We start from the raw sequence: 21,426 nt of genomic DNA, 5'->3' as shown, positions 1-21,426 counted from the left end.
TGTTAAAATGAAAAAGCTCACAGTCTTGGTTTATCAAAAGAATCTTAGCCAGGCTCTCTGTGAGTTGCGGAAAACCGGCTTAGTCCATATTAAGCATATTCAAAAGCCTCATGCCGGTGGAATAGATTCTCTTGAGAATAAGATCAACCTCCTTGATCAGGCAGCATCATTGATGGACGCTTTGGTTGACCAAAGAAAGGATGTTCCAGTAATTGTACTTACCTCAGTTGTTAAAGAGGTTATTGGGTTTAATCAACAAACCCAGCAGTGTCTTGGGAGACTAAAAGAATTGGAAGAACGCCTGGAGCTCGTTAAAAAATTAGGACATGCTTCAGTCAACGATTTAGACAAACTCAAAGGAGTCGGTGCCTTTGTTAAACTATATAGGTGCAATAGCAGAGCATTAAAGCGTATTCCCAAAGATAAAATGATTCAGATTATTTTTAGAAAAGGAAGAGAGGTCTATATTGCTTTTATTGGCACGAAGGATGATGATTGTTTGGATTTTTTAGAGGTAGGGATTCCTCAGGAAAGCCAACAGTCTTTAGAGAGAAAAATCCATGGCCTTAAAAGAGATCTCGGGAGTGTTGAGAAGCAATTAAGGGAGTTCTCAACCTATCGAAGCTGCTTAAAGATTTACAGAAAAGAACTTTTAAAGCGTCTGGAGCTTGGTCATGTGCGGTTTGGGGCAGGTTTCAAGGAAGGTATTTATTATTTGCAAGGATTTTGCCCTAAACAATCAGTAGAGGCAGTTGAGCTAGCGGCAGCTAAAAACGGCTGGGCAGTGATGGTCCAGGAACCGGAGGATCCTCAAGAGGTGCCGACCTTAATTAAAAATCCTAGGTGGATTGGAATCGTGAAACCGATATTTAAATTTATGGGAACCGTTCCTGGTTATGATGAGTTTGATATAAGTTTTTGGTTTTTATTATCATTCAGCCTTTTTTTTGCTATGCTTATCGGTGATGCCGGTTACGGATTTTTATTTTTAACTGTGAGTTTTTTCTTAAGCAGAAAATTCAGATCGCTGCCTCGAGAACCTTTCGTTCTGGCTTATGTTTTAAGTGCGGCAACGATTGTTTGGGGAGCAGTTACTGGCACTTGGTTTGGGGTTGAAAAGATAGGACAGTTGCCCGGGTTTAATTATTTGGTTATAAACCGGATTAACAGTTTTGTCGGTTCTAACCATAATTTTATGATGTATTTGTGTCTTTTTATTGGCGTGGGTCATTTGAGCATAGCTCATCTAAAGCGGGCTTTTGCCTTTATTAATTCTTTGAAAGCCCTTGCTCAGGTGGGCTGGATTTTTATTTTGTGGGCCATATTTTTTCTGGCTGGAACTTATATTTTAAATAAACCTTTTCCGGCTTCGGGGCCGTTGTTATTAACTGTTGGTTTAGGTTTAGTAATTTTGTTTTCTAATCCCCAGAAGAATTTTTTTAAAGGAGTTTTGGTTTCTTTAGCTGATCTACCTTTAAGTATTATTAGCTCTTTTTCCGATATAGTATCCTATCTTAGGTTGTTTGCAGTTGGCTATGCTACAGTAGTTGTTGCCTCTAGTTTTAACAATATGGCTTTATCGGGAGGAATTAACAATCCATTAGCAGCTTTAGCCGCAGCCATAATTCTTGTTTTGGGTCATTCTTTAAATATCCTACTAGGATTTATGGCAGTAATTGTTCACGGGGTTAGACTTAATATGCTTGAGTTTTCCGGGCACCTAGGTATGCAGTGGTCCGGCAAAGAATATAAACCATTTAGAGAATAAGCCAAGGAGGTAAGCGATGATTCAAGGTTTTGGTGATATGAATGCTTCTTTAACTTTAGCTGCTGTAGGTTCGGCTTTAGGAACCGGAGTAGCTGGGATGGCAGCTATTGGTGCCTGGAAAAGAGCTTTTATCCAGAATAAAGCTGCTCCTTTTATTTTGGTTGCTTTTGTCGGAGCGCCTTTATCTCAGACTATCTATGGGATGATTTTGCGCAATGCTATTCGCGGAGCCAATCTTCCTCCGGAAACTTATATTTATCAATTAATCCTCGGGCTTTTAGGAGGCTTGGCTATGGGGGCGTCGGCCTTTTATCAGGGCAAAGCCGGAGCTAAAGCCTGCGATGCTTTAGCTGAAACCGGGAAAGGCTTTGGTCAGTATATAATGGTTTTAGGGGTTATTGAAACAGTTGCTCTTTTTGTTATGGTGTTCTGTATGACTGCCATACCAGGAGCTTAGATTTAATACTTGATTTTTTTGCATTATTTAGTAATATAAACAGGCATTGATGGGCGGTTGGCGCAGCTGGAAGCGCATCTCGTTTACACCGAGAGGGTCGTGGGTTCGAACCCTACACCGCCCATGTTTTTATAAAGGAGGTAATTCGACTACAGCTGTTCTCAGCATATAAGTCTCATTATGGATTTGAATATACTTAGACATTCTTGTTCGCATATTATGGCTTCTGCGGTAAAGGAGCTTTATCCAGAAGCTAAACTTGGTATCGGCCCGGCTATCGAAAATGGTTTTTATTATGATTTTGATTTACCGCAACAGTTAACTCCCGAAGACCTACCGAAGATAGAATCTAAGATGAAGGAGATTATTAAGGCTAACCATAATTTTGAGCGTCTTGAACTCAGCAAAGAGGAAGCTTTAAGATTGATGAAAGAAAAAGGCGAGACCTACAAGGCTGAGCTTATCGAGGCGATTTCTGATACCAAGGTTAGTTTGTATAAGACTGGTGACTTTGTGGATCTTTGTCGTGGACCGCACATTGAATCAACAAATAAGATTTCAGCTTTTAAACTTTTATCGGTTGCCGGAGCTTATTGGCGTGGAATTGAAACCAATCCGGTTCTCCAGAGAATTTACGCGGTAGCTTTTAATACACCAAAAGAGTTAAAGGTTCATTTAAGAAATTTGGAGGAAGTTAAAAAACGCGACCACCGCAAATTAGGAAAGGAATTAGATCTTTTTTCTATTCACGAATCGGCTGGCGCTGGTTTTGTTTACTACCATCCCAAGGGAGCTATTATACGTAATCTAATTGAAGAGTTTCTAAAAAAAGAAAATATTAAGCGAGGCTATGAGTTAGTTTCGATTCCGCATATTGCTAAAATTGATCTTTTTGATACTTCCGGTCATACCAGCTACTATCGCGACAATATGTATTTTATGAAGATTGACCAGCAGGATTATGTTATTAAGCCAATGAATTGTCCGGGGCATATTCTTATCTATAAGCGTAAGTTGGTTAGTTATCGAGATCTACCAATTCGTTTTTTTGAGCTGGGGACGGTTTATCGCTACGAGAAGTCGGGGGTATTACACGGGCTTCTTAGGGTTAGAGGTTTTACCCAAGACGATGCCCATATTTTTTGCCGTCTGGGTCAACTCAAGAGCGAAATCATTTCAGTTTTAGAATTTATCGATTACACGATGAAGAAGTTTGGATTTAACTATGAAGTTAATCTTTCTACTCGTCCAGAGAAGTTTGTTGGCAATGCTACAACTTGGGATAAGGCCGAGAGTATCTTGCAGGAAGCATTGACCGAGAAGAAAGTTCCCTTTGAAATTGATCCGGGGGCCGGAGTGTTTTATGGCCCCAAAATAGATGTGAAACTTAAGGATGCTTTGGGTAGGCTTTGGCAGGGGCCAACGGTTCAGGTTGATTTTAATCTTCCGGAACGGTTCGACTTATCTTATATCGGTGAGGATAGTTCAAAGGAAAGGCCGGTAATGATTCACCGAGCTATTTTGGGAAGCATTGAAAGATTCCTTGGGGCAGTGATTGAAAATTGTGCCGGAAAATTTCCTTTGTGGCTTGCGCCAGTTCAGGTAAGCGTTTTAAATGTTACTCAAGAAGCAAGGGATTATGCTTTAGAGCTTGAGGCTAGACTGAAGGCCGAGGGGTTTCGAGTCGAAGCCGATATTAAAGATGAGACTTTGCAGAAGAAGATACGTGAAAAAGAGTTACTGAAAGTTCCTTATATGGTTATAGTTGGCAATAAGGAAAAGGAGTCAAAGAACATTTCCCTTAGAGGCCGCGGAATGAAGAATTTAGGTAGCATGGAGATAGTAGATTTTTTAAATATTTTAAAAAAGGAGGAAGCTTTAAGTGAAATATGTAAGAGTTAATCACAGGGTGCTTGCTAAAACTGTTAGAGTTGTTGGCCCGGAAGGAGAGCAGTTGGGAGTATTCCCGCGTGATATGGCCCTAAAGAAGGCTGAGGAGTTTGAATTAGATTTAGTTGAAGTGGCCCCTCAGGCTGATCCTCCAGTTTGTCGAATAATTGATTTTTCAAAATATAAATATGAGCAAGAAAAACGAGAACGCGAAGTAAAAAAACACCAAAAACAGACTCAGCTAAAAGAGATAAGAATTAGTCCGCGGATTGGTACCCATGATTATGAGATTAAGCTCAAACATGTAAAAGAGTTTTTAGAAAAAAAACATAAAGTGAGAATAAAGATGTGGTTTCGGGGGCGTGAGATAGCCCATAAAGATATCGGAACCCGGCTTATTGGCAAGTTGCTCAAGGATGTTGAGCCTATTAGCAGGGTTGATCGAGAGCCCCATATGCTGGGTAAGACCATGGTGTTGATTTTAAGCCCCCGCTAGTCGCTGGCTTTAAAAATCATTGAATTTTAAAGAATCTGTGTTAATCTGTTCTTAATTAACGACATTTTCTGTCAAGGAGATAACAATGCCTAAACTGAAAACAAGAAAATCGGTAGCGAAAAGAGTAAAAATTACCAAGAAAAAGAAGGCTCTTCGTTCTAAGGCCGGACGGAGGCACCTTTTGAGCTCTAAGACCAGGAAGAGAAAACGGTCTTTGCGCAAAAAAACCCTTCTTTCCAGTGGAACAAAGAAAATGCTTAAACAAGCATTGCCATATTCGTAATTCGATAGTATTTCCAGTGAGCTTTGACTAACTCAAGAAATACTATCTCATTTTAAGGAGATAGTAATGAAAACAAATCATTCAGTAGCAGCACGAAAAAGAAAGAAAAAGACCCTAAATGCAGCTAAGGGGTATTGGGGTGAGCGTTCTCGTACGCATCGCCGGGCTGCCGAAACTTTACGCCGGGCTTATTCTTATGCTTATAGCCATCGGCGTCTGAAGAAAAGAACCTTTCGTTCGCTTTGGATTGTTCGAATTAACGCAGCTGCAGTTGAAGCCGGCACATCTTATCGTGAGTTTATCAATCGGCTTAAAGTTAACAATATCTTGCTTTCGCGAGATATCTTGTCTCAAATCGCAGCCGAGCATCCGGAAGTATTCACTAAGATTGTTGAAACTGCGAAGAAATAACAGCTCTGATATTAGGCGAAGTTTCGCCGGACAATTAAATTAAGGTGTTCAATGAAGTATGTAGTAGTAGTTGGTTGTGGCAAGATCGGTACGGAGCTAGCTCTTGAGCTATCAAAGACCGAGAATGTTGTTGCAGTCGATAAAAGTTTAAAAAAGCTAGATTCTCTAGGTGATGATTTTAACGGCAAAAAAATATGGGCCGATGCTTTAGATATAAATACTCTAGAGAATGCCGGTATATCTGAAGCTAATGTGGTTTATCTTTTAACCGGTAATGATAATCTTAATTTGGTAGTTGGTAGGGTTGCTCGCAGAAAGTATGATGTTAAAAAGGTGATCGTGCAGGTAAACGATGCGATGAAAAAGAAAATATTTAGCGAGGAAGGTTTATCTATCGTTAACAAAACTTACTTGATTGTCGAGGTACTAAAGAAATGTATATTGTAATAGCCGGTGCCGGAAGATTAGGATTGGCTGTAGCCAAAAAGTTAAAAGAAGATAAGCATCAGGTTTGCTTAATAGATAAGAGTAAGAGTCTTTGTGATCAGTTAGCCACAGAACTAGAGGGAATTATGATCGTTTGCGGCGATGCTACTTATCCGGATATTTTAAGCGCTGCAAAAATTGAGAAAGCCGATGTTTGTGTTAGCGCTGCTTCCAACGACGAAGATAGTACAATTATTTGCTATCTAGCCAAAGAGCTTTTTGGAGTCAAACGGACAGTAGCCAGAGTCAACGACCCCAAGCACATACCTTTATATAAATATATGGAGGTAGACAACCCAGTAGATTCAACTTCAATTATCGCCCGGATCGTAGAAGAAGAAGCTTCCTTTAACGATGTGATGAGTCTTCTAAGCATTAAAAAAGGCAGGCTTTCTATTGTGAGGGTAGATATACCGGAGAATTCTCCGGTTGCCAATAAAGCCTTAAAAGATATAACCCTTCCTTCCAATTCAGTTTTAGTTTCTGTTTTGCGAGGTCCGGATATTATTATTCCTTACGGATCAACGGTAATTTTACCCGGCGATGAAGTCATTGCTGCTGCCCTTATCGATGTAGAGAAGGATTTAATTAAATCGTTAATTGGCAAAATTTAAAGGTTTTGGTTTGAAGCGATGAAAGTAATAACAGGTATAATAGCTGAAATTATTTTTTGCCTTTTTATTGCCGGGGCAGGTTATTTGCTTTCCTTTATTTTCTAATATAGCATATGGTTATTTCACCAGACAGAAAGGATTTTTCTACGATCCTCAATATTTTGGGAAGGCTTACGGTCGGGTTGAGTTTATTTATGTTGGTACCGGCCTTAGTTGCTTTCTTCAGAGGTGAAATATCTCCTTTCTTTGACTTTCTTATTGGCTTTTCAATCAGCGCGACAGTAGGTTTTTTATTGCTAATAATTTTTCCGATAAAAAAGGAGGTAGGTTGGATTCATGCTTTTTTTACTGTAAGCGCAGCTTGGATTGTTTTTTCACTACTGGGGGCAATACCTCTTTGGCTCTCTTCACATTTTGCCTCATTTCTTGATGCTTGGTTTGAGGCAATGAGTGGATTTGCTACTACCGGTTTAATTTTAATCCAAGATTTGGACCATCTATCATTTGCTCACAATACCTGGCGTCACCTCACTATGTTTATTGGTGGCCAAGGTATTATTCTGGCCAGCCTTTCGATTCTTACCCAAGCTCGCTCAGTGGCCCTAGGTTTTTATGTTGGTGAGGCTCGCCAGGAAAAAATCCTTCCCAATGTTGTGGCTACTGCACGGTTTATTTGGAAGGTAAGTTTTGTTTATCTGGTTTTAGGAGTTATTACTTATTTAGGTATTCTTTACTCTCAGGGAATCAGTCTGGATAAGTCTTTTTTCCATGCTTTGTGGCTTTTTTTTGCTTCTTTTGACACTGGTGGGTTTGCTCCCCAGTCTCAAAATATAGGTTATTATCATTCTTTTGCTTTAGAACTAGCAACAATTGTTTTTATGATTCTAGGGGCGATTAACTTTAACCTTCATTTTTGGGTTTGGAATAAAAACAAAAAAGAACTGTTTAAAAATTTTGAAATTAGAACTTTTTTATTTACTCTTTTTTCTTTATCAATAATCATTTATTTTTCCTTTCGAGGCCTTTCATCTCATTTCGGGAATTTTCGTATTGGGTTTTATCAGCTGATTTCAGCACATTCCGGTTGCGGGTTTACTAATCTTTCAGAAAATCAACTACTTTCTTTTCCGACCCTGGGATTATTTTCGGTTATTTTTGCGATGATGATCGGGGGAGGAGTTTGCTCAACCACCGGGGGCATTAAGCTGATGAGGTTAGGAATTATTTTTAGAACCTTTTTTATGGAAGTTAAGCGTTGGATGATGCCAGCTAAGGCGGTTTATAAAGAAAGGTTCCATCATCTTCAGGATTTAGTTTTAACTGACAAAAGGATAAAAGATGCTTATATCTTTTTTACTTTTTTTCTTTTTACTTATGTTTTCGGTGCGCTGGTCGGGATGGCTTATGGCTATCCAGCTCATTTAGCTTTGTTTGAGTCAGTTTCGGCGACGGCAAATGTGGGCTTGTCGGTTGGGATAACTCAAATTGCCATGCCAATTGGTTTAAAGCTTGTTTATATTTTTCAGATGTGGGCTGGAAGGTTAGAGTTTATCTCAATTTTCGTTTCACTAGGTTTTATTGTGTCATTGTTTAGGAAATGATAATGAAAAAGCTTATTATTTTAATATTATTTTTTCTTTGTTTGGCGACTACCGCTAGGGCTGGCTCATTAAAAGAGATCTTGGCTAAAGCTGATTCTTTTGACCAGGAGATGGTTGTTGTGGTTGGTGAGGCCATTGGTGAGCCTTTAAAGTCCGGAGACGGGTATTGGGTTAATATTTCTTTTAATGGGCATAGTTTAGGTATCTTTTCGCAAGACTTGAGTAGCTTTGATCTTATCAGTCATTGGGGAGGCTATGCCGAGATCGGTGATTATTTAAAAGTATCGGGAAAATTTAATAAAAATTGTGCCCAACATCATACTGGTGACATACACCTTAACAGTCTAGAAATTTTGAGGAAGGGTCACAGGAGTCAACCGGAAATTTCTGAACAGAAAATTGGGTTTGCCAAATTAGGTCTCATAATGTGTTTAATTGTAGCATTGATGTATTTTATAAAAGAGAAGTATGGAACAAAGACTTAAAAAATTACAGGAAGAATTTCAGCAAGATCTAGCTCAAACCAAAAGGGTTAAATTGTTGGAAGAGTTAAAGGTAAAGTACCTGGGAAGAAAATCAGAACTAGCCGAGCTTTTTTCTCAAATTCCGGTTTTGGCTAAGGAAGAGAGAGGCTATTGGGGCAAGCGGCTCAACGAAGTTAAGCAAGAGATGACCGAGTTTTTATATAAGGCAACCGAAGGATCTGTTGGGGCATCTAGTGAGTCAATTGACGTCACTTTCCCGGCAACTTCAGTAGGTGCTGGTTCAAGACATATCATAAACGTTGTTAGTCAGAAGATATGCTCGGTGTTTGAAAGGTTGGGTTTCGATATCGTCGAAGGCGCTGAGATTGAAGATGAGTGGCATAATTTTGATGCACTTAATTTTCCCAAAGACCATCCTTCCCGTGATGACTTTGACACTTTTTATTTAGATTTGCCTTCCTCTAAGGGAGGGAAACATTTGTTAAGATGCCATACTTCACCTTCGCAAATTAGAGTTATGCAAAAGATCAAGCCCCCTTTGGCAGTGATTTCACCGGGCCGGGTTTATCGGCCGGATGAAGTAGACGCATCTCATTCATTTATGTTTAGTCAGATAGAGGGATTTGCCGTAGGCAGGGATATAAACTTTGCACATTTAAAGGGTGTGCTTTTATCTTTTGCCAGAGAACTTTTTTCAAATGATGTTGAGCTTCGCTTCCGACCTCATTTTTTTCCTTTTACTGAGCCTTCAGCCGAGGTTGATTTATCTTGTATTATTTGTAAAGATAAGAAAAAATCCGATAAGGATAAAAAATGTAGTGTTTGTAAAGATAAGGGTTGGCTTGAGATTTTAGGTTGCGGCATGATTCATCCGAAAGTACTTGAGCTTTGCGGGATAGATTCTAAAAAATATCAAGGGTTTGCCTTTGGTATGGGGGTTGAACGAATCACGATGCTTAAATACGGAATAGATGATATCCGTCTTTTCTATGAAAATGATTTAAGGTTTTTAGAACAATTTTCAATGTAGTTATGAGATTTAGTTTAAATTTTATCCAAGAGTTTCTAGAGGTTAATTTAAAACCAGCGGAGTTAGCTAATAAGCTAACTATGGCTGGGATGGAAGTCGAGAGTTTGCAAAGGCTGGGTAACGACTGGGTTTTTGATATTGAAGTTACCACTAATCGTTATGATTGGCTTTCGATAGTTGGTATCGCTCAGGAAATAGGCGCAGTTTTAGGCAAGAACCTTAAGGTTAAACACCCGGCTAAGCTAAAAGAAGCTTTACTTAAAGAAAGATCGGTTATTATCGAAAATATTCAAGATTGCCCTTATTATATCGGCCGGTCAATAAAAGGGATAAAGGTTTCTCGAGCTAATCAGCAAATCAGAGAGTTAGTTCTTAACTGTGGATTAACTTCGGTGAACAACATAGTAGATATTACTAACTATTGCATGCTTAAGTGGGGTAATCCTTTGCATGCTTTCGATGAAGATAAGCTAGAGGGTAATATTTATATCCGTCGGGCCAAAAAGGGAGAGCCGTTTGTCGGAATCGATGGCAAAGAGAGGGTTTTGGACAAAATTAATTTGGTAGTTGCCGATCAAAAAAAGGTGGTTGCTTTAGCCGGAGTAATTGGAGCTAAGAATAGCGAAGTAGACGAATCAACCAAAAATATTTTTTTAGAAGGGGCTATTTTTTCACCAATTGCCGTGCGTCGTTCTCGCCGGGCTGCTGGAGTTGACACTGAATCTTCCTATCGTTTTGAGCGTCGGGTAAGCGCCGACTATTTAGAGTTAGCATCAAGCGAAGCAGCCCAATTAATAGAAAATCTAGCTAAAGGAAGATTTCAAGGAGTTTGTCGGGCCGGACGAAAACCTCACTTTTCTCAGAAGAAAGTAAGCCTAAGCCTTTCTGGTTTAGAGAATTATTTAGGATGTTCTGTTCCAGCTGCAAAGTTTAAGAGTATTATAACTTCTCTCGGATTTGGCCTAAAGCAAAGCAGTAAAAACAAATATTTACTTTCAGTCCCGGTCCAGCGCTTTGATATTGATAAAGACGTAGATATTTATGAGGAGGTAAGTCGTATTTATGGTTACGATAAAATATCGGCTAAACTTCCTTTTTTAAGAAAGAATTTCGATTCAAGAGTTGTCGATAGGAGCAAAAGCGCCTATCATTTTAATAAAGAGCTAGCAATTCAAATTGCTTTATTGGGGTTTAAAGAGGTTATTACTTATAGCATCGAAGACAAAGACGCTTTGGGGGCAAACGAGCCCGAGAATAAAATTGAAGTGATAAATCCCCTGCGTAAGCAAGAGAGTAGCCTTCGTTCCAGTCTTTTACCGGGGATGATTAAAGCTGTTGGGCATAACCTTAATCGCAGTCAAAGTAATCTGTATTTTTTTGAAATTGCTCATATTTATCTAAAGGATAAAAAGGGATTTTCTGAGTTTCCGGTTTTAGCCTTGGCTGCAAGCGGTAAGCCCCGGGGGTTTTTTTATCTTAAAGGAGCCGTTGAAAATATTTTTAAATTCACTAACATTCAGGAGTTTGAATTTAAGAAAACAAAGTCATCTTATTTTAGCGATGCCTTAACAATTGTGATTAAGGGGAAAGTAATAGGCTTTATCGGTAAAGTTAATGAGAATATAAAGAAAAACTGCGATTTAAAAGAAGACCTGTTTTTTGCTCAACTTAACATCGAACAACTTATTGCCAGTGCTAACCAGAAAAAATACAGACAGTTTAGTTCTTATCCGGCAGTATCTAGAGATATAAGCATTGCTTTGGCCAAGGACGTAGACTTTAAAGAAGTAGAAGATACAATAAAAGCCAAGAGTAATTATTTGGCTGATTTATGCATTGTTGATATTTATAAAGGTAAAGATGTCCCACCAGAAACCACTGCATTTACTTTAAGAATTTTTTATCAATCCCCGAACAAAACCCTAACCTCTCAAGAGGTGGATGAATTTCATAATCAGATAAGGCAAGCTTTAAGCTCGCAACGAGGCCTACAACTTAGATAGAAAGATTAGTTTTAGTTTGATTAAGATATCCTTGAAGATGTCGGTGCTGGGTGTTATAATTATTTAAACACCCTGCTTGTTGCGTTTTTAGGGTAACGGTCGCTATAGCTAACACTAATTTTCAGGGAGCTAGTTTTCCTATTGCCTTTGTGGTAATAAGAAGCGGCACCCACTTGTAGGAGAAACGAACTAATAGCGATCGCCTGGACGAACTTATGGCAGGGTTGTTTTTTTTGAGTCGAAGATGGAAAATCAAAAGTTAAAAATTGACGATTCACCTTTAGCAGTTAGGATGCGGCCTAGGAATTTAGATGAATTTGTTGGTCAGGCTCATGTTTTAGCTGATGGTTGCATTTTAAAAAGAGCAATCGTTTCAAAGCGAGTAACTTCCATAATCATTTGTGGCCCAGCTGGATGTGGAAAGACAAGTTTAGGGTTTATAGTGGCTGAAAGTCTAGGTGCGGAGTTTGAATATCTTAATGCTGCTTTTTCTTCGGTCGCGCTAGTTAAGAAAGCAATTGAGAAGGCAAAGATAAAATTAGCTAAACAGAATAGGAAAACGGCTATCTTTATTGATGAAATACACCGATTTAGTAAGTTGCAACAAGAAACCCTTGTTCCGGATACAGAATCGGGGAGTATAATTTTAATTGGGGCTACTGTTTACAATCCTTTCTATTATCTGATTCCTTCATTAATTTCTCGTTCAATCGTAGCCAAGTTTAAACCTTTAAAAAAAGAAGATATAGCGGTTTTGCTAAAGAGGGCCTTAATAGATAAAGAAAGAGGGTTGGGTAATTTAGAAGTAGAAATTACTAATAAAGCCTTAGATTATATTACTGAGGTGGCCGGTGGCGATGCCCGAAGCGCTCTGGGAGCAATAGAGTTAGGGGTCTTAAGTACAAAGCCGGACAGTAATGGTAAGGTAATTTTTAATTTCGAAGTAGCCAAAGAAAGTATTCAGAAGAAAATCCTTTATGATCGGAAAGATAATTATCACTATGATACTATTTCAGCTTTTATAAAATCGGTGCGTGGTAGTGATGTTGATAGCGCTCTTTACTGGCTAGCAAAGATGCTTAAAGCCGGAGAAGACCCGAGGTTTATTGCCAGGAGATTAGTTATTTTAGCTTCCGAAGATATTGGTAATGCAAATCCTTTTGCTTTAGTGATGGCGACTAGTTGTTTTCAGTCGGTTGAGTTCGTCGGAATGCCCGAAGCCAATTTAATTTTAGCTCAAAGTACCATTTATTTAGCAGCATCTCCTAAGTCTAATTCTGCCTATATGGCAATCAAGCAGGCCCAGGAGGCGGTTGAAGCCGAAGAAATTCGGGAAGTGCCAGAACACCTTAAGACTCACTCTAAGGACTATAAATATCCTCATGCCTTTGGTGGATATATCGAACAAGATTACGGAGCTAAACAGCAGTTTTATTTTCCTAAGGATATCGGCGACGAAAAAAAGATAAAAGATTTTTTAGAAAATCTACGTTAGAAGTTTGAATACAAATTCCATAAATATTATGAAGGTTAACTTAAAACAGATACCCTATCTTACTATCATATTGCTTGTTGCGGCCAATCTTTTCCCATTATGGAATGTTTTATTCTACGGGTGGCAATTTATAGATATTTTTATCAGTTATGTGGCAGAGACTTTAATACTTTTATTTATTTTTCAGAAAAAAATAAAAAGATCAGAGAGGGTCGTAGCTAAGAGCAAACCGGAAAGGCGAGATTCATCTAAACAGGGAGGGTGGGCAGAAATATTTTATTTCTTTTACTTTTTTACGCTTTTGATGGCCGGATTTACGTTCTCGCTTTTTGGCGGGGCAGCTACGGAAAAAATACATTTAGATAGAATTCTCTATATAGTTTTTTTATTCCTAATTATTCATACCATATCCTACATCGCTAATTTTTTGGGGAAGAAAGAGTATGAAAAAGCTAAGGCAATGAAATTAATGGGTGAGTGTGTTATAAGGGTAACTGTTATTGGAGTTTTAGCTATCATTGGATCAGCCATCACCGCAATTAATATTATGAAAGATGAAATGACAAGCATAGATTGCAAGGTCGGCTTATTACCAGCGATGGTATTAGCAAAAATCATTTTGGACATAATTTTGCACGTTCAAGAGCATGCAACTTTAGAGTAGTTAGGGTTAATTTTTATTTTTCTTGTTTTTCAGTATACTTGTGATAAATTATTGAATAAATGATTAAAGAAATATCGACCCCGAAGTTAAAGAATCCAATTTTTATTGCTGCTTGGCCAGGTATGGGTGAAGTTGCCTACAAAAGTGCTTTATTCTTAAAGGAAGTTTTAGGGTTCAAAGTTTTTGCCAAGTTGGAGCCTTATCGGTTTTTTAAGCCAGCAGCGGTAATTATCCAGAAAGGAATCATTTCTATGCCATCGCAGCCGGCAGGATTTTTTTATTACTATAAAGGAAAAAGTGCTCCAGATATAATTCTTTTTTTGGGTGAAGTCCAACCGCCTCTAGAATATGCCGAGACCCTTTCTTTGGCAATAGTTAATTATGTTAAAAAATACAAAGCTGCGACAATGTTTACTTTTGCGGCTAAGCCGGAGTCAATTGATCATAAAAGTGAATCTAGAGTTTGGGTGGCGGCGACTCACAATGAAAGCTTAAAGGCATTTGAAAAAATTGGCGCTAAAATTTTAACCGAAGGGCAAGTTAGCGGGTTAAATGGAATTATTTTAGGAGTTGGTAAGCGAAAGGGCATCAAGGGTGTTTGTCTTTTAGGTGAGATTCCTTTTTATACCGTTCAAATTGAAAACCCTAGGGCGATAGCAAAGGTTTTGGATATTTTAAAAAGTTTTCTAAAGATGAGTTTGAATCTTGATTCTTTAATTGAGCGGTCGAAGTTCATCGAAGAGGAGATAGATAAGTTAATGAGCTATTTAAAAGGTGAGCCTCAAGAGGGCGCACCTTCTCCTTTAAGTGAGGAAGATATTGAAAAAATCAAGAAGGACTTAGCGGCATATACAAAATTACCGCAGTCAGTAAGAGGAAAAATAGAAAAGCTGTTTAAGGATGCTGAAAAAGATATAAGTCTAGCCAATAAGTTAAAGGAAGAGCTTGACCACTGGAATGTCTATAGTGAGTACGAGGATAAGTTTTTGGGTTTATTCCAGAAAAAGGATAGGGGTAAGGATACCCATTAGAAAATAGCAGTTCTTATTGTCAACCCCGCGTGTAATCTCCAGAGTTAATTTTTAAAGATAGTATGAAAGGTTTATCGGTTGATCAAATACGCAAGCTTGATAAGCAAGCAAAAGGTTTGGGCCTGGAGGAGTCTTTGCTTATTGAGAATGCATCGAGCAATCTTTTTGAGCTAATCAAGAGTCTAAACTTAGGACAAAAAGTTTTTGTAGTTGCCGGGCGAGGTAATAATGGAGCCGATGTTTTAAGTTGTGCTCGGAAATTAGCCAGTCGAGGCTTTAAGGTAAAAATAGCGTTGCTAGAAGATAAACCCCTAGGTAAAGAAGCGCTTCGTCAGAAGTTGATTTTAGAGAAAATAGACTTACCGCTGTTTTCGATTACTGCTGATAGTTTTGATAAACTTAAGCAAGAGGCTGGTCTTTGCGATTTTGTTCTTGAGGGTATCTTAGGCGTAGGCGTGAAAGGGGAGGTGAGCCCCTTCTTGAAAGAGGTAATTACAATAGTTAATCAGAATAGCAAAAGAATAGTTTCTTGTGATATCCCTTCGGGGCTTTCTCCCGATCAGGGATTTGTCCTGGGGACGGCGATAAAGGCCGACTACACGGTTACTTTCATTGCTCCTAAAAAAGGATTTTTTTTAAATCAAGGTCCTGAATATTGTGGGCAGGTTTTTGTGGTTGATATCGGAATATCTAAAGAAATACTTGAGGCAGTGAAATGAAATTAAGCTGGCTGGGTCATGCTTCATTTTTGCTAGAAACCAACCAGGGCACTAAAATTATTACAGATCCCTATGAGTCCGGAGGTTATGACGGTGCAGTTGCCTATGGCCCGATTGACCTTGAGGCTGATATTGTAACTGTATCTCATCAGCATGCCGATCATAACCATATTCAGCCTTTTAAAATGGCCAAGATTGTTGATAAAGCAGAGACGTTTAACTTCAAAGATGTAAAAATAGAAGGTCTGAATTCGTACCACGATGCTAAGGGAGGCAAGTTGCGGGGGGAAAACATAATTTTTACTATTGCTGTCGAGGGCTTGAAGGTCGTACATTTTGGTGATTTAGGGACTGAGGATATAGAGTATTTTAAATTTCAGAATATTGATATTGTTTTAATCCCGGTAGGTGGAACTTTCACTTTAGATTCTGAAGCCGCATCAAGGGTTATTGATAAGATTAATCCCAAAGTTACCATCCCGATGCATTTTAAAACGTCTAAACTTGAGTTTGATATTGATCGAGTGGATGAATTTTTGAAAGGCAAAGAGTATGAGAAAAAAGATGTTTTAGAAGTTAATTCTCAAAGTGTAGGTTTGTTTAAGAAATTTGTTTTATTGAACCACCAACGATGAATCTAGTAAGCAATGCGAAGGGGGGGATTTGAACCCCCACAGTATTACTACCACTAGCCCCTCAAGCTAGCGCGTCTGCCAATTCCGCCACCCTCGCAATGATAAAATACATTTTTGGGAAGGATTAAGACGATGATTTGGTATGAACTAATCTTTGCGTCGGTCAAAAATGTATTTACTGCCGTTAAATTTCTTAGCGATATTTTTTATGTCGGCTCCGAGTGAACTTACTTGGGCGGTGTGAGTAAATTCACGGTCTGTATTAGCGATAATTCCAATTGAAATAGTGACAAAACCGAACCGGTGTAGTTCATTGTCGCGACCCTTAGATTCGATATAGCCTTTAGCTCGGTCTTCTTCGCTAAAGAATAAAGGGGCCTGGGCGTCAAAGTCAGTAACTATTTTTTTTGCAATTTCCTCAGCACATTCCGGAGTTGAGACGATTACAAAATCATCGCCTCCGATATGACCGACAAAATCATTAATATTTCCTTTACTTTGAATGCTGTCGATAAGGATACGAGCAGTTGTTTTGATTGCACTGTCTCCTCGTTCGAAGCCGTAGTAGTCGTTTAGGGCTTTGAAGTTATCGATATCAACATTGAGAACTGCTATTTTTTCTTTGCTTGTTATTTTTTCTTGTAGTTCTTTGGTTATTGAGGCATTACCTGGTAAACGAGTTAAGGGGTTAGCGTCTAGATTAGCGCAGGAACGACGAATGAGCATGCGAACCCTGGCGATTAATTCTTGCGGCAGGAAAGGTTTAAGCATATAGTCGTCGGCGCCAGCTTCTAGGCCGCCGACCTTGTCCTCGATTTCACCTTTTCCGGTAAGCATAAGAATTGGTGTGTTTGAAGCCAGAGTATCTTTTCTTATTGCTTTACAAATTTCCGGACCTTCAGTGTCTGGAAGGACGTAGTCTAAGACTAAAAGGTTAGGGGATTCTTTTTTAACCATTGCCAGGGCTTCCTCACCGGTCGCCGCTTTTACTATATTGTATTCTCCGAGCAAAGTTGCTTCAAGTAAATCTAAAATATCTGGGTCATCATCAACAATTAAAATTTTTAATTTAGACATTTTTTGCTACCTTTAAGGTAAAGTAGAAAGTAGTTCCCTTGTCTACTTCTGATTCTATCCATATTTTTCCTTTATGGATGTCGATAATTTTTTTTACTAAAGAAAGGCCTAGGCCGCTTCCTTTTGCACCTTGGTTGACCGGATTGGCTACTGTAAAAAATTCTTGAAACACTTTTTCTAGGTGATCTTTTTTGATTCCGCAACCAGTATCGGCCACAGAGATTATAACTTGATCTGCGTCTTCTTTGCAACTAATTTTTATCTCACCGTCGGAACCGGTAAATTTTATAGCGTTGTTAATTAAGTTGATAAAAACGCGTTCAATAAGGGTTTTATCCATATAAACTTTTAGCTGTTTCGGTAAATCAAAAGCAAACTTTATTCCTTTGCTTTGAGTTTGCGGAGTGAGAAAGTCAGTAACTTCAGTGATAATTTTCACGATTTCATGGGAGATGATATGAGTTTCGGTTTTCCCTGATTCGATTCGAGAGATATCTAGAAGGATATTTACAATGTCCATAAGTTTGTCTACATTGGTGTCAATTTTAATAAGCCGATCTCTGGCCTCTTTGGGTAATTTGCCAAACTTTTCATCGATCAAGAGAGATGAAAATCCTTTTACTGAGGTGAGCGGGGTTCTCAGCTCATGGGAAACGCTGGACACAAAGTCAGTTTTAGATTTACTAATAGTTTCAACCGCTCTTAATGATTTAACTAATTCGCTGGTTCTCTCTTTAATTTTTTTCTCCAAGTCATCTTTAGTGTGATAAAGTTCTTCGAATAACTGGATATTGTTTAGGCATTGGCTTAAATAACTACAAATAGTTACAAAAGCTTCGCCTTCTGACTTCGAAACGTTGGGGGCGGTTAAGAGTTCGGAAACTAGGAATATTGAATGGGTTTGTTCCCTAGATCTTATTGTAGCTACCATTAACTGATCAGATTGTGTCGCGACTTGAAGCTGTTTTTGAATTTCCGAATCTTGACGTAAAAGCTGAGTTTCTTTAAAAGCTTCTTTTTTGTATTGGAGGACGTTTTTTACCGACTCAATTTCTTTGGCGCTAAGGCCGATATTCGCTCTAACCGCCAAAGTGTTAAAGTCTAAAACTAAACCTCGCTTGAATCCTAAGGCTTCGACAACTTTTGAATCTACTTGGCTCACTAAGGTTTCTTTATCGAGAATATGTACCGAAGAGCTGATTAAATTTCTGATCATTGTCAATTTACGTAATTCACTTTCTATCTCTTGTTGGTAAAGCTTTACTTCCATGTCGCTTTTTATAATTAGCTTTGCTTGCTGGTCTAAATTTTTAATTATCCTATCTTGGTGAATAAGTTCTTTTTCTAGTATCGAAAGGCGTTTCCCTTTTTTTAATAAATAGATTAACAGAAGCATTATTGCAATAAAGAGTAGAAATGCTATGATGCCCAAGGGGTCGATAGTAGCTAGTGATTCAAACATATTTAATTCCACAAGGTTAATAAAAGTTTTCCAGTTTCTACATCAATTTGGCCTTTTTCCTGGTCGGCCGATAAACAGTAGTCAGAGTATACTCCGATAATTTTTGATTCTTTGCCCAGAGTTTGCTTTATGAACTTTATCTCATCATTAGCTAAATCCTGCAAGATTTTTTTCCGAACTAAAGAATTCACCATGAAAACCAACCCTTGTCCTTTTTGCTGGAATAAAAATAGTTTATTTTTAATTTCACTGAACAAAGAGGTGGTATCAAGGAACATAATATGAGCTTCAGAGCCTTCCTTTACCTCGCCGGTATACACTAGAGATCCGTCCTGCAAGCATTCGATTATGTTTACTAGTTGGATAGAACCATTTTTCCTGATTCCCAGGGGGTAAAGATTGAAAAGTTTCTTTTTCATAAAGGTTTCATATTTATCATCAGCGTAATGACGGTAGATTTTAACTGCTGGTTGTTCGTTGATCTCCACGATTAGATTTCGGCTAGGAACTACTTTGGTGATTTTGAACGGCCGCCCTAAAGGCACATATCCGCTTAATTGCAGAGTATCTACCTCGAGACCTCTTAAGGCGATGTTAGTTAAACCTTGGTTGATCTGGTCATTAATTATTTGATAGCTGTGCTGGCCAAAATGTTTCATGTAACCGATGCCGAGTGAGTTAACAGCTTCCCCTAAAGATAATTTCATACTATTTAAATAACTATTTGGGTTAATTGAGGGGGAAATAAACGATAAAAAGAAATAGTCGGTTTTCCGCATATTTTTAAAGGCTGAGCGAAAAAATGCTTCGGTTTCGTCTGATTTTTTTTCTTCGAGAAATGATTCATGGGAATATAGATTTTCTTTATTGATGCAGCAAGCTACAATCCCTTTGGGGATGGATTTATCTTCAAAGATTAACCAGGGGGCTTGTAAACAAAAGAGTTTTTTAGGCTTTAAGGTAAAGTTTATTGTTTTTATGATTTGAGCCGGGGTGTAATCAGGAGTAAACATAAGTATAATATAGTTTATTTTTTTGGGGAAGATTCGTTTTATTTTCAAAGATACCTCTTTGACTGCTTCTTCCCCTTCCTTTTCGCTAAAAGCTATGGCAAAATCTTCATTTTTCATGGTATTGTGTTTAACTTACCATAAAGCCTATGAAAAATCAACCCTTTGGCTGCGTTTGGGATAGGGAAGCTTAGAGGAAGCTTGACATTCCTTTAGCTATATGTTATATACTATTAAATTATAAAATATGGGACAGTCTTCCTGGACGGTATTTATAGATTTATTATTTCTACTTCTTTGTGTTCGAATTCTTTATATCTCAGTATCTCGCGGAATCGTTTGTGAAATTATAAAGATAGTCGGATTGCTGTTCGGAGTTTTTTTTGCTTTTCAGTATTATTCTTTTATCGGGGATACGGTAGGAAAATCAATACTCTTTTTGAATGAAAGATATTTTTATCTCGTTGCTTTCCTGGTAATTCTTTTAGGAATAAGGGCAATTTTTAGTTTTTTAGGTTTAATAGTAAGACTTCTTTTTAAGAGGCAGGATATAACTATTCTTGAACGTTGGGTATCATTTTTTGCAGGATCTTTTCGGGCAGCGTTGCTTTCGAGCATAATCCTCTTTACCCTTTATCTCTCTCCGCTTAGTTCGGAGGTTTTTTCTCATAGCTTATCCTATAGTCTTTTTAGGAATTTTGCCCCGGGTAGCTATATGTTGATTCAGAAAAATTTTACCTCAGTTAATTCTAGGTTTGAAAAAAATAAAAAAGTAGAAGAATATTTTAATTTTCCGAGGCAGCTTAAGAATTATAAGATAAGGAGGTCCACCAGATGAAGTTAAAAACTCTCTATCGGGAAATCGTAAAAAAGGGAATACAAGAAGATGTCCGTAAACCTCAGGAAATAGAGGCTTTGCTTAAGAATAATCGAAAAAAACTTGAGGCATTGGACAAAGCAAAAAAGGATTATTTCGATAAGGATTCTTTATTTAATCCTTTTGCCGATAGTCGCATTCTTTGCGGAGACATAGACAAGAATGTAAAATCAATGATTGTTGGCATTGATGTCGATGGCGCCGAGTTATTGCTGGTTGATCGGTTAAAGCAGAAGGGTAAAAAAATAGATTTGGTAATATCACATCATCCTCAGGGATTTGCCTATGCTCAGTTTTATGACGTTATGGATTTACAGGTTGATGTTTTTGTTAAAGAGGGTGTGTCTTTGAGTGTTTCTGAAAACCTTTTAAATAGTCGGAAACAGCAGGTTGCCAGGCGGGTAAGCGCAGCTAACCATTCAAGAGCCGTTGACGCAGCTCGTTTGCTTGAGATTAATTTTTTATGCATGCATACTCCTTGCGATAATTGTGCCTACCAGTATCTTGAAAGGATGTTTAAGAAGACCAAGCCATCAACCTTAGGGCAAGTTGTCGATTCGCTTTTTACCATTGGTGAATATATTGATGCTGCAAAAAATAATAATCCTCCTAAAATAGTGGTTGGCAGTCGGAGCTCTCGTTGTAACAATATTCATCTTGAGTTTACCGGTGGAACCGAAGGCCCCCAGGAAATTTATAAGGAGCTAGCAGCTAAAGGCGTAGATACTATTATTGCCATGCATCAGTCTGAGGAGCATTTTAAAAAGTGTAAAGAGTCTAATATAAATGTAATTTTTGCTTCGCATATCGCTTCAGACAACTTAGGGGTTAATATCATGCTTGATTATTTAGAACAAAAAGAGAAGTTTAATATTTACGAATTCTCTGGCTTCAGGCGGATCAAGCGAAAAAAGTAGCAACTACGAATTTAA

At 38.2% G+C, this 21,426-nt stretch carries 22 protein-coding genes and 2 tRNA genes; 20 read left to right on the top strand and 4 right to left on the bottom strand.

Annotation, left to right across the window (positions count from 1 at the left end):
- Window positions 1-7 precede the first annotated feature (7 nt).
- From K9L86_05965 to K9L86_05880, 18 genes are all read left to right on the top strand, one after another.
- Entirely contained in the window at window positions 8-1,768 is a 1,761-nt protein-coding gene (locus K9L86_05965; GenBank protein ID MCF7908396.1) for a hypothetical protein, read from the top strand.
- 16 nt (window positions 1,769-1,784) lie between these two features.
- On the top strand, window positions 1,785-2,225 hold the full coding sequence (locus K9L86_05960) for a V-type ATP synthase subunit K (protein MCF7908395.1): 441 nt from the start codon (window positions 1,785-1,787) through the stop codon (window positions 2,223-2,225).
- A 51-nt stretch (window positions 2,226-2,276) separates the two neighbouring features.
- Window positions 2,277-2,349: transfer RNA gene (locus K9L86_05955), tRNA-Val, on the top strand.
- A 56-nt stretch (window positions 2,350-2,405) separates the two neighbouring features.
- Window positions 2,406-4,127 carry a threonine--tRNA ligase gene (gene thrS, locus K9L86_05950; GenBank protein MCF7908394.1) on the top strand — a complete coding sequence of 574 codons (1,722 nt, stop codon included), beginning with the start codon at window positions 2,406-2,408 and terminating at the stop codon, window positions 4,125-4,127.
- Window positions 4,108-4,611 carry a translation initiation factor IF-3 gene (gene infC, locus K9L86_05945; protein ID MCF7908393.1) on the top strand — a complete coding sequence of 168 codons (504 nt, stop codon included), beginning with the start codon at window positions 4,108-4,110 and terminating at the stop codon, window positions 4,609-4,611. The genes thrS and infC overlap by 20 nt, the downstream gene beginning before the upstream one ends.
- Before the next feature lie 85 nt (window positions 4,612-4,696).
- Complete coding sequence (gene rpmI, locus K9L86_05940; protein MCF7908392.1) at window positions 4,697-4,894, top strand: 50S ribosomal protein L35; 198 nt, start codon at window positions 4,697-4,699, stop codon at window positions 4,892-4,894.
- Between the two features lie 66 nt (window positions 4,895-4,960).
- Entirely contained in the window at window positions 4,961-5,305 is a 345-nt protein-coding gene (rplT, locus tag K9L86_05935) for a 50S ribosomal protein L20 (GenBank protein ID MCF7908391.1), read from the top strand.
- Window positions 5,306-5,356: 51 nt separating this feature from the next.
- Window positions 5,357-5,752 carry an NAD-binding protein gene (locus tag K9L86_05930; protein MCF7908390.1) on the top strand — a complete coding sequence of 132 codons (396 nt, stop codon included), beginning with the start codon at window positions 5,357-5,359 and terminating at the stop codon, window positions 5,750-5,752.
- Complete coding sequence (locus K9L86_05925; protein ID MCF7908389.1) at window positions 5,740-6,405, top strand: TrkA family potassium uptake protein; 666 nt, start codon at window positions 5,740-5,742, stop codon at window positions 6,403-6,405. Before K9L86_05930 ends, K9L86_05925 begins: the two co-directional genes overlap by 13 nt.
- A 113-nt stretch (window positions 6,406-6,518) precedes the next feature.
- Window positions 6,519-8,006 carry a TrkH family potassium uptake protein gene (locus K9L86_05920; GenBank protein MCF7908388.1) on the top strand — a complete coding sequence of 496 codons (1,488 nt, stop codon included), beginning with the start codon at window positions 6,519-6,521 and terminating at the stop codon, window positions 8,004-8,006.
- A 2-nt stretch (window positions 8,007-8,008) separates the two neighbouring features.
- Window positions 8,009-8,491 (top strand): hypothetical protein, encoded by a 483-nt coding sequence (locus K9L86_05915; protein ID MCF7908387.1) that lies wholly within the window; start codon window positions 8,009-8,011, stop codon window positions 8,489-8,491.
- Window positions 8,475-9,521, top strand: a complete 1,047-nt coding sequence (gene pheS, locus K9L86_05910) for a phenylalanine--tRNA ligase subunit alpha (GenBank protein ID MCF7908386.1) — start codon at window positions 8,475-8,477, stop codon at window positions 9,519-9,521. The genes K9L86_05915 and pheS overlap by 17 nt, the downstream gene beginning before the upstream one ends.
- Window positions 9,522-9,523: 2 nt before the next feature.
- Window positions 9,524-11,524: a phenylalanine--tRNA ligase subunit beta gene (pheT, locus tag K9L86_05905; protein MCF7908385.1), complete on the top strand. Its 2,001-nt coding sequence runs from the start codon at window positions 9,524-9,526 to the stop codon at window positions 11,522-11,524.
- A 244-nt stretch (window positions 11,525-11,768) separates the two neighbouring features.
- Complete coding sequence (locus tag K9L86_05900; GenBank protein ID MCF7908384.1) at window positions 11,769-13,019, top strand: replication-associated recombination protein A; 1,251 nt, start codon at window positions 11,769-11,771, stop codon at window positions 13,017-13,019.
- Window positions 13,020-13,047: 28 nt separating this feature from the next.
- Complete coding sequence (locus K9L86_05895) at window positions 13,048-13,683, top strand: DUF6498-containing protein (GenBank protein ID MCF7908383.1); 636 nt, start codon at window positions 13,048-13,050, stop codon at window positions 13,681-13,683.
- A gap of 59 nt (window positions 13,684-13,742) precedes the next feature.
- Complete coding sequence (locus K9L86_05890) at window positions 13,743-14,714, top strand: PAC2 family protein (GenBank protein MCF7908382.1); 972 nt, start codon at window positions 13,743-13,745, stop codon at window positions 14,712-14,714.
- A 62-nt stretch (window positions 14,715-14,776) separates the two neighbouring features.
- Entirely contained in the window at window positions 14,777-15,433 is a 657-nt protein-coding gene (locus K9L86_05885; protein MCF7908381.1) for an NAD(P)H-hydrate epimerase, read from the top strand.
- The gene (locus K9L86_05880) at window positions 15,430-16,068 is read left to right on the top strand and encodes an MBL fold metallo-hydrolase (GenBank protein MCF7908380.1); all 639 of its coding nucleotides are present in this window, start codon (window positions 15,430-15,432) and stop codon (window positions 16,066-16,068) included. Before K9L86_05885 ends, K9L86_05880 begins: the two co-directional genes overlap by 4 nt.
- Window positions 16,069-16,081: 13 nt before the next feature.
- Here K9L86_05880 and K9L86_05875 read toward each other — a convergent pair.
- The 4 genes from K9L86_05875 to K9L86_05860 form a co-directional block, all read right to left on the bottom strand.
- A tRNA-Leu gene (locus K9L86_05875) sits at window positions 16,082-16,165 on the bottom strand.
- Between the two features lie 50 nt (window positions 16,166-16,215).
- Window positions 16,216-17,145, bottom strand: coding sequence for a response regulator (locus tag K9L86_05870; protein MCF7908379.1), 930 nt, complete (start codon window positions 17,143-17,145; stop codon window positions 16,216-16,218).
- On the bottom strand, window positions 17,138-18,607 hold the full coding sequence (locus K9L86_05865; GenBank protein MCF7908378.1) for a HAMP domain-containing histidine kinase: 1,470 nt from the start codon (window positions 18,605-18,607) through the stop codon (window positions 17,138-17,140). Before K9L86_05865 ends, K9L86_05870 begins: the two co-directional genes overlap by 8 nt.
- 2 nt (window positions 18,608-18,609) lie before the next feature.
- Window positions 18,610-19,737, bottom strand: a complete 1,128-nt coding sequence (locus tag K9L86_05860) for an FIST C-terminal domain-containing protein (protein MCF7908377.1) — start codon at window positions 19,735-19,737, stop codon at window positions 18,610-18,612.
- Window positions 19,738-19,864: 127 nt separating this feature from the next.
- Here K9L86_05860 and K9L86_05855 point away from each other — a divergent pair, with 127 nt between their 5' ends.
- Both K9L86_05855 and K9L86_05850 read left to right on the top strand, forming a co-directional pair.
- The gene (locus tag K9L86_05855) at window positions 19,865-20,455 is read left to right on the top strand and encodes a CvpA family protein (GenBank protein ID MCF7908376.1); all 591 of its coding nucleotides are present in this window, start codon (window positions 19,865-19,867) and stop codon (window positions 20,453-20,455) included.
- Window positions 20,452-21,411, top strand: coding sequence for an NGG1p interacting factor NIF3 (locus K9L86_05850; GenBank protein MCF7908375.1), 960 nt, complete (start codon window positions 20,452-20,454; stop codon window positions 21,409-21,411). The genes K9L86_05855 and K9L86_05850 overlap by 4 nt, the downstream gene beginning before the upstream one ends.
- Window positions 21,412-21,426 lie beyond the last annotated feature (15 nt).

This window comes from Candidatus Omnitrophota bacterium, from assembly GCA_021735655.1.
Lineage (GTDB): Bacteria > Omnitrophota > Gorgyraeia > Duberdicusellales > 4484-171 > JAHKAJ01.
The sequence above is the reverse complement of the archived record's forward strand: the minus strand, read 5'-3'. Positions and strand labels throughout refer to the sequence as shown.

What these genes read in the sequence shown, in the direction of transcription:
- K9L86_05965 (MCF7908396.1), top strand. Translation starts at nt 8, where the DNA reads ATGAAAAAGCTCACAGTCTTGGTTTATCAAAAGAATCTTAGCCAGGCT.
- K9L86_05960 (MCF7908395.1), top strand. Translation starts at nt 1,785, where the DNA reads ATGATTCAAGGTTTTGGTGATATGAATGCTTCTTTAACTTTAGCTGCT.
- thrS (MCF7908394.1), top strand. Translation starts at nt 2,406, where the DNA reads ATGGATTTGAATATACTTAGACATTCTTGTTCGCATATTATGGCTTCT.
- rpmI (MCF7908392.1), top strand. Translation starts at nt 4,697, where the DNA reads ATGCCTAAACTGAAAACAAGAAAATCGGTAGCGAAAAGAGTAAAAATT.
- rplT (MCF7908391.1), top strand. Translation starts at nt 4,961, where the DNA reads ATGAAAACAAATCATTCAGTAGCAGCACGAAAAAGAAAGAAAAAGACC.
- K9L86_05930 (MCF7908390.1), top strand. Translation starts at nt 5,357, where the DNA reads ATGAAGTATGTAGTAGTAGTTGGTTGTGGCAAGATCGGTACGGAGCTA.
- K9L86_05925 (MCF7908389.1), top strand. Translation starts at nt 5,740, where the DNA reads ATGTATATTGTAATAGCCGGTGCCGGAAGATTAGGATTGGCTGTAGCC.
- K9L86_05920 (MCF7908388.1), top strand. Translation starts at nt 6,519, where the DNA reads ATGGTTATTTCACCAGACAGAAAGGATTTTTCTACGATCCTCAATATT.
- K9L86_05915 (MCF7908387.1), top strand. Translation starts at nt 8,009, where the DNA reads ATGAAAAAGCTTATTATTTTAATATTATTTTTTCTTTGTTTGGCGACT.
- pheS (MCF7908386.1), top strand. Translation starts at nt 8,475, where the DNA reads ATGGAACAAAGACTTAAAAAATTACAGGAAGAATTTCAGCAAGATCTA.
- pheT (MCF7908385.1), top strand. Translation starts at nt 9,524, where the DNA reads ATGAGATTTAGTTTAAATTTTATCCAAGAGTTTCTAGAGGTTAATTTA.
- K9L86_05900 (MCF7908384.1), top strand. Translation starts at nt 11,769, where the DNA reads ATGGAAAATCAAAAGTTAAAAATTGACGATTCACCTTTAGCAGTTAGG.
- K9L86_05895 (MCF7908383.1), top strand. Translation starts at nt 13,048, where the DNA reads ATGAAGGTTAACTTAAAACAGATACCCTATCTTACTATCATATTGCTT.
- K9L86_05890 (MCF7908382.1), top strand. Translation starts at nt 13,743, where the DNA reads ATGATTAAAGAAATATCGACCCCGAAGTTAAAGAATCCAATTTTTATT.
- K9L86_05885 (MCF7908381.1), top strand. Translation starts at nt 14,777, where the DNA reads ATGAAAGGTTTATCGGTTGATCAAATACGCAAGCTTGATAAGCAAGCA.
- K9L86_05880 (MCF7908380.1), top strand. Translation starts at nt 15,430, where the DNA reads ATGAAATTAAGCTGGCTGGGTCATGCTTCATTTTTGCTAGAAACCAAC.
- K9L86_05870 (MCF7908379.1), bottom strand. Translation starts at nt 17,145, where the DNA reads ATGTCTAAATTAAAAATTTTAATTGTTGATGATGACCCAGATATTTTA.
- K9L86_05865 (MCF7908378.1), bottom strand. Translation starts at nt 18,607, where the DNA reads ATGTTTGAATCACTAGCTACTATCGACCCCTTGGGCATCATAGCATTT.
- K9L86_05860 (MCF7908377.1), bottom strand. Translation starts at nt 19,737, where the DNA reads ATGAAAAATGAAGATTTTGCCATAGCTTTTAGCGAAAAGGAAGGGGAA.
- K9L86_05855 (MCF7908376.1), top strand. Translation starts at nt 19,865, where the DNA reads ATGGGACAGTCTTCCTGGACGGTATTTATAGATTTATTATTTCTACTT.
- K9L86_05850 (MCF7908375.1), top strand. Translation starts at nt 20,452, where the DNA reads ATGAAGTTAAAAACTCTCTATCGGGAAATCGTAAAAAAGGGAATACAA.